This is a genomic window from Candidatus Hepatincolaceae symbiont of Strigamia maritima (genome assembly GCF_055505085.1).
Map to the genome: position 1 here is coordinate 1 of NZ_DBKDTU010000201.1, position 6185 is coordinate 6185.

The 6185-nt window shown below is 27.4% G+C and carries 6 protein-coding genes; 1 reads left to right on the forward strand and 5 read right to left on the reverse strand.

Annotated features, from left to right (window positions below; genetic code table 11):
* The 4 genes from ACQCX0_RS05460 to ACQCX0_RS05475 form a co-directional block, all read right to left on the reverse strand.
* Positions 1-1489, reverse strand: a 1489-nt coding sequence (locus ACQCX0_RS05460) for a VirB4 family type IV secretion/conjugal transfer ATPase (RefSeq protein ID WP_462563158.1), incomplete at its 3' end; no start/stop codon positions are given.
* Positions 1490-1519: 30 nt separating this feature from the next.
* On the reverse strand, positions 1520-1819 hold the full coding sequence (locus tag ACQCX0_RS05465; protein ID WP_462563159.1) for a hypothetical protein: 300 nt from the start codon (positions 1817-1819) through the stop codon (positions 1520-1522).
* Positions 1807-2076 carry a hypothetical protein gene (locus ACQCX0_RS05470; protein ID WP_462563160.1) on the reverse strand — a complete coding sequence of 90 codons (270 nt, stop codon included), beginning with the start codon at positions 2074-2076 and terminating at the stop codon, positions 1807-1809. Before ACQCX0_RS05470 ends, ACQCX0_RS05465 begins: the two co-directional genes overlap by 13 nt.
* Positions 2077-2260: 184 nt before the next feature.
* Positions 2261-3262, reverse strand: coding sequence for a DUF3991 and toprim domain-containing protein (locus ACQCX0_RS05475; protein ID WP_462563161.1), 1002 nt, complete (start codon positions 3260-3262; stop codon positions 2261-2263).
* Positions 3263-3411: 149 nt separating this feature from the next.
* Here ACQCX0_RS05475 and ACQCX0_RS05480 point away from each other — a divergent pair, with 149 nt between their 5' ends.
* Positions 3412-5541 carry an AAA family ATPase gene (locus tag ACQCX0_RS05480; protein WP_462563162.1) on the forward strand — a complete coding sequence of 710 codons (2130 nt, stop codon included), beginning with the start codon at positions 3412-3414 and terminating at the stop codon, positions 5539-5541.
* Positions 5542-5760: 219 nt separating this feature from the next.
* Here the strand turns inward: ACQCX0_RS05480 and ACQCX0_RS05485 are convergent.
* Positions 5761-6185: topoisomerase DNA-binding C4 zinc finger domain-containing protein (locus tag ACQCX0_RS05485; RefSeq protein WP_462563163.1), on the reverse strand; the 425-nt coding region annotated here is incomplete at its 5' end.

Below are 6185 nucleotides of genomic sequence, written 5' to 3' on the forward strand. Positions count from 1 at the left end.
CTAAATCTATTTGTAAAGGATTAATACTTAATTCAGTAAAGTTAATCTCATTTCCCTGTTGCCAATTAGTAAAAACCGACATGCCGTTAAATCTATCAAAACTATAGATATCTACTTCATTACCATAATTATCTAAAATACCTTTAATTAAATATTGTACAAAAGTAGTTTTTCCTGCTCCCGTGGGGGCTATAATTACTCCGTGCCCAACTGCGGCTTTTTGCTCACTTACATGTAAATAGAAGTTATATGTGTTATTATATTGGGTGTTGAACTGAGTTATGGCATTACTTCCCCAATCACATTCGGTTAAGCCTGCGGGCATCTCTATGTAATCAAACATCCCTGCTAAAGTACAGCTTAAAACTTTTTTAGCATAGACTAATATTTCTGCATACTTAGCTAAATATTTAAGATTATGATGTAGTTTAAAGCCTATTAATCTTTGTAAAAAGAAGAAGTTTAATAAGTACGTTTCTTCAGTAATAAAGATTTCATACTTGGCAATTATATCTTTAAGCTTATTAGCACTTATCTCTAAATCTTCCTCCGTATTAGCAAACACTACTATAAAACAATCAAAGACCGCCAGATTTGCCTCCTCATTGTCTATAATTTCTTGGGCATCAGCAACTTCTGAGATTTTCTTATTAGAAGAATTAAAAATACCTCCTAAAATTCCACCCTTTTTAGTTTCATCATTACTGCTTTGAATATTCTTTTTATCGGTATTAATTAGTGAATTAGCTCCTATTCTATTAAAGAATTTAGTATTAATAATAAAATCAAACTCAATCTTTGCAGTTATCAGAGCCGTAAAATACTTCTCTTCAATAATACTCCCGAAATTAAAAGCAAAACATTTAAAATATTTCTTAGTATCTATATTCTTAAGTATGCCCTTATCTTTTTTAAAAGAAATAGCTGAATAACTGCATAAATCATGTAATGCTATATTTTCATTATTGGTAAGAGTTTTTGCGACTAAATTACAGTTTAAAAATAAGAATTCTATTAGTTCATCGTCTTTTAATAAAATAGGCTTGAAAATCTTTAAGCCGTTTAAGAGTTTAGTAATACTCTCTTGTAACTGTTGGGTAAAACTAGCGGTTACTTCTATATAATTAGCATTAGAATATTGTTGTTCTATTCCTGTATTAAAGCGTTTAAATAAGAATTTAATTTGAATGCTCTCAGGCAATTCATTAAAGTTTAAAGCTCTCTCCTTAACTTTAAGATTATTATCTTTGGCTCTACTTAAGTCTTCTGCCTTAAAATAAGCAAACCCTCGCAAAACTATTACTGCAGAGTAACTACTGTCTTTATTTATAATCATAAAGTTATTAATAATTTGCTGAGATGGAATAAACTCAGCATAGGTATTAGTTAGAAAGGGCTGTGAATAGAATTTCTTTAAAAATAAATAAACCTTAGATGTAATTAATAAAGCTAGAATTAGGAAAACTATAAAAATAACTGAGAAAAACATTTTTATCCTATTGGTACCATATTACCTATCTTAGCGTGCTAAAATGTTATTAATCTTTTTATATTTCTGCTTGATTATGTATTTAATAATAAATTTCTCAAACCAATAATTATCTCTAGCAAAAGCAAGAACTGATACTAAAAATAATATTCCTACAATCCCAATACTAAATAGTGGCGTAATCTTATAGAAAATGTTTAAAGCCACATTAATAAAAAATAAAATAATTCCTATAAAAAGTAAGCATAAGAAATAAGTACGATCCAAACCGATAAAAAAGGTTTTTTTGGCAAATTGAGGGTAATTTTTAATTATAATTATTTTACCCATCCGGCAATCCAGTCAATAATCATTACTGCCCCTGCTATTCCTATGATTATTGCTAAGATTTGCAGTAATTGCCCTTTATTAAGCTGAGTAAACATTCCGGCCAAAAGTGTAAAAATAAGCCCTGCTCCTGCTATGGTTAAAGCAACCAATTGTAAGGTGGATACCGCTGACTTTACGTTACTGTTAACTTTAAGTAAGGGGTCTGCCGCTGCCCATACTTCATTATTAAAGCTAACTACTACTGTTAGTAGTAACATTAATAATGTAAACTGTATTATAGAGTATAGGTGTTGGTATAGGGGGTGCTTCTTGTTTATATTCATAATCATATCCTCAAGTTGTATTACATTTATAACCTAAGCATAAGCTAGATATGTACCTTAAGGCTATTACTTAAAATCAGTTTTTTCTGTTAGATTATTCTTTGTGGTATTTAATAGATTACCTATTAAATTCTTGGATTTTTTGAGATTTATTTAATGTTTTCGGGCAGTAGGAAATAGAATTAGTAATAGTTTCTTTATGTTTTTGTTTCCCTTGTAAAAGTTTTTGTAAATCCTCATTCCAATCTTTATGTTTTGGAACATCTCTAGTTATGGTTTTTGCTAAAGATTTCTCTATAATCTGATGTAATTTATACCCTGCCTCATCGTTATCTAACCCTGAGATTAGTTCTGCCAGATATTTATTACTGATTTCCTGTAAGAGTGTGAGTTGTTTTTCATTTAGCTGCCCTGCGGTGCTAATATAAGCAGTATTTGTATCTCCTTTTAATTGCTCATAACTCAAGGCATCTATTACTCCTTCAACTATTACAATTTTATCTGCGGTTTTAATATTATTACTAACCCATAAGCCTTTTTCACCGCCACTTGAAAACCCTTTAAAAGTAGTGTTTTTAATTTCATATCCGCAAATACCGCTATTATTAAAATGAGGAAAGATTAAATTATTTCTCTCATCAATTCTGATTTTTTCCTTAAATTTATCTAAGGTTTGAATCTCAATTCTAATTCCTCTTTTAGATAAATAAGTATTAAGATAAGAACTTTTAGTTTTAGCATAATTATGAGCTACTAATTGCTCATTAGGAGTACTTTTTTCAGGTTTATAATAGTTATGGTTATATGTACTCTGTTGATACTGGCTATTTTCTTGATAATTATTACTTCCTAACCAAGCTCTTAATTCTTTTCGTACTTCTCCTAGATTAATCCTCTTTTGCTCTTGGATAAAATCAATAATAGTACCGCTTTTATTGCTAGATGCATTAAAGTAAATCCCGTGATTATCATGACTTGTGGAAATAATAATAGTCTGCCCGGGTATTTTCATTTTAACAGAACGCTTGGTGCTCTCAGATTTTACAATACTAAATCCTAAAGTTTGAGCATATGAAACTAAACTAATATCTCTTTTAAACCTCTCTAACTCTAAATTCACATCCTCACCCCTGAAATATTTAAGTATTTACTTAAATGCTAACAAGAGATATTACAAAACTATAGGGATAAAAATCAGTTTTTTATGGTGTGGTTGTGTTATAACATGATATAATTATTTATTTAATTAATTATATTAAGGTCTTTAATATGGAAATAATAGACATACATATTGCAAAATTTAGAAAATTTAATAATTTTAATTTTCAAGGATTTGGAAAAAGAAATATTATTTTTGGAGCTAATGGTTCTGGAAAAACTACTTTTACAGAATTTTTTAGAGAAGTACATAAAAATAACACTAAAGAAATAGGTTCTTTTACAATTACTGATAGTACTCACAAAACCATAGATTTACCTAGTAATATTAATCAAATTATGATATACAATACAAATTTTGTATATGAAAATATTTTTACATCACATACAGAAGCTAAAGAATTAACAATTATTATTGGTGCTGATAATAAAGAAATTAATGATTTAGAAGAAATAGAAAAAATAGTTATAGATCAAAACAATATAATGTCACGAAGAGCAAAATACATAAAAGAAAAAATAGGTATAACGAATGATAGAACTTTTAATAAAACCCGATATTCTAAACTGCTAAAAGAAGAAGCTACTATACAATATTTAGACGAGAACACCATAGAGTCTTATATGGATTTTATTAAAAAACCTCCTGAAGAGTTAGAATTGATAATGAATGATAATATTAAGAATATACCTGATGATTTAGACCAACTAATAGAAGTATTAAGGGCTACACCCCCAATAGATGAAGAATCTCTTTCACAACTATCAAATAGATTCAGTGAATATAAAACATCAATACCTCTTGCAGAAGAATTTTATAATAACATAAAAGATAATCAATATGAAAGTGAATCTATACAATGCCCTTTTTGTAAAGAGAAAACTATTAGTACATATTTTATCAAACAACTTCAGGATTATTTTAATGAAAAAAGAAATAAATTACAAATTAAACTAACAAATATTTCTAAAGATTTTAAGGAATACGAAAACATTCTTACAAAGTTAAAAAATTATCATTTAAAAAAAATAGATGCTTCTATATTTGATGTAGAAAAATTAGTGCTTAATATAACAGATATTATAAATATTTACCAAAAAATCATTGGAGATGAGGAAAATAAAGGATTAATTCCTTCTAAACAAGACAATATATATAAACAAATAGAAGTACCCTTAGAGTTAATAACCAGATATAAATTAAAATTTCTAAAACTTATAACTATTATTGAAGACATAAATACTAAGATATCTACCTATAATACAGAAACAAAAAACTATATAACAGAGCAAAAGAATAGAATAGAACTACTTAAACAACATTATGTAAAAACTGACTACGCTAAAATCTTTAAGTCAAAAGAAGAAGCTATAACCTCCCGATTACAAAATTACGGTTGTAAAAATAAAGATGATTTAATTAGAAAAATACAACTAAAAAAGCAAGCTTTAAGTGAGATAGATATAGATATTATCAATAAATATTTTAGAGATGTGTTAAATAGAAGAAGTATAAAGATAGAAAGAAATAATAATAAGTTTATCATAAAAAGAAATAATAATATAGCAAACTATTTAAGTGAGGGTGAAAAAAATATTATTGCATTATCCTACTTTTTTTATTTAATTGATAAAACAAAAGGTACTACTAAAATAGTAATGATAGATGATCCTGCTTCTAGTTTTGATGAAGAAATACAATTAAATTTAATATCATTAATAAGAGACAAATTTTTTAAAGATGATAACCAAATAAAAAATCCTTATCAAATTTTTATTTTTACTCACAGTTATGATTTTTGGTGTAAGCTTTTTGAAAAAATCAAAATTAAAGATAATACTTTTATAAAAGCAGATTTAATGCCAAACAACAACCTTGTATTTTTTCAGACTGACCCAAGCAAGCTTCATAGTTATTTTGATAAATTATCAAAATTAATTAATAATATGCATTTAGAGTTAGCTTCACTAAGAGAGTTGTTATGGGAATATTGCCATACAGTTAAACTTATACCAACAGTCGATAAATTAGGAGATATAATTAAATATTTAGATAAGGATTTTCAAGAAAAAAACTTACCTCAAGATTTCATGAACTTCCTAAACACGGATACAAAACTATCTACCCCATATAATACTAATCTTATAGATGACTTTAATAAGGCTACACAAGACATTATTAAACATATAACCCCACAATATTTTGATATCATGAAAAAAGTCTTTGAAATAAAAAAATAACACCTCTACTTTTTTGGTGTTATAGGTTGTTTATTTATGGAAAAAAGTTGTAGTTTAGTGTTAGGATTAATATTTTTTGTATCATCAAAATTATCTAGTATCCTTTTAATCTTTTATAACTTTCAATTCTTACTGAGGTTTTTTCTGCCAGAGTGTATGTAGTTAAGCTTAAAAAACAAAGTATTATTTTTAGATAGATTTTCATATTATTTTCCTTTTTTAAATCTTCACAATGGTTTTGCAGTTTGGGTAGTTGTTACAGCCCCAGAAGTTACCATATTTGCCGGTTTTTAGGGTTAGAGTTCCTTCTGTACAGTTAGGGCATTTCTTAGCTGTTACAGTTTCTTTATTTTGAGTAACTTTAGTATTATTGCTAGGGTTCTTTTGATTAGTTTTAGTTTTTGATATTGCTTTATTTTGAGTGGCATTAGTTGTTCCTATGTTTATGGTTGAGTTTTTAATTGTAGTTATTTCTGTGGTTATAAAGGTATCTAGCTCTTTTAAGAACTCTTCCGTAGATAGTTTATTCTCCTTTATCTCATGCTGTTTCTCTGCCCATAATGCCGTCATGTCCGGTGTTTTTGCATTATCAGGTAAAGCTTTTAGGAAGTTTTTTGCTAAGTCGGTGGTTTTTAATTTACCTC

Excerpts from the sequence above, each read along its gene's own strand:
- ACQCX0_RS05465 (WP_462563159.1), bottom strand. The coding sequence starts at position 1,819 with ATGGGTAAAATAATTATAATTAAAAATTACCCTCAATTTGCCAAAAAA.
- ACQCX0_RS05470 (WP_462563160.1), bottom strand. The coding sequence starts at position 2,076 with ATGTTACTACTAACAGTAGTAGTTAGCTTTAATAATGAAGTATGGGCA.
- ACQCX0_RS05480 (WP_462563162.1), top strand. The coding sequence starts at position 3,412 with ATGGAAATAATAGACATACATATTGCAAAATTTAGAAAATTTAATAAT.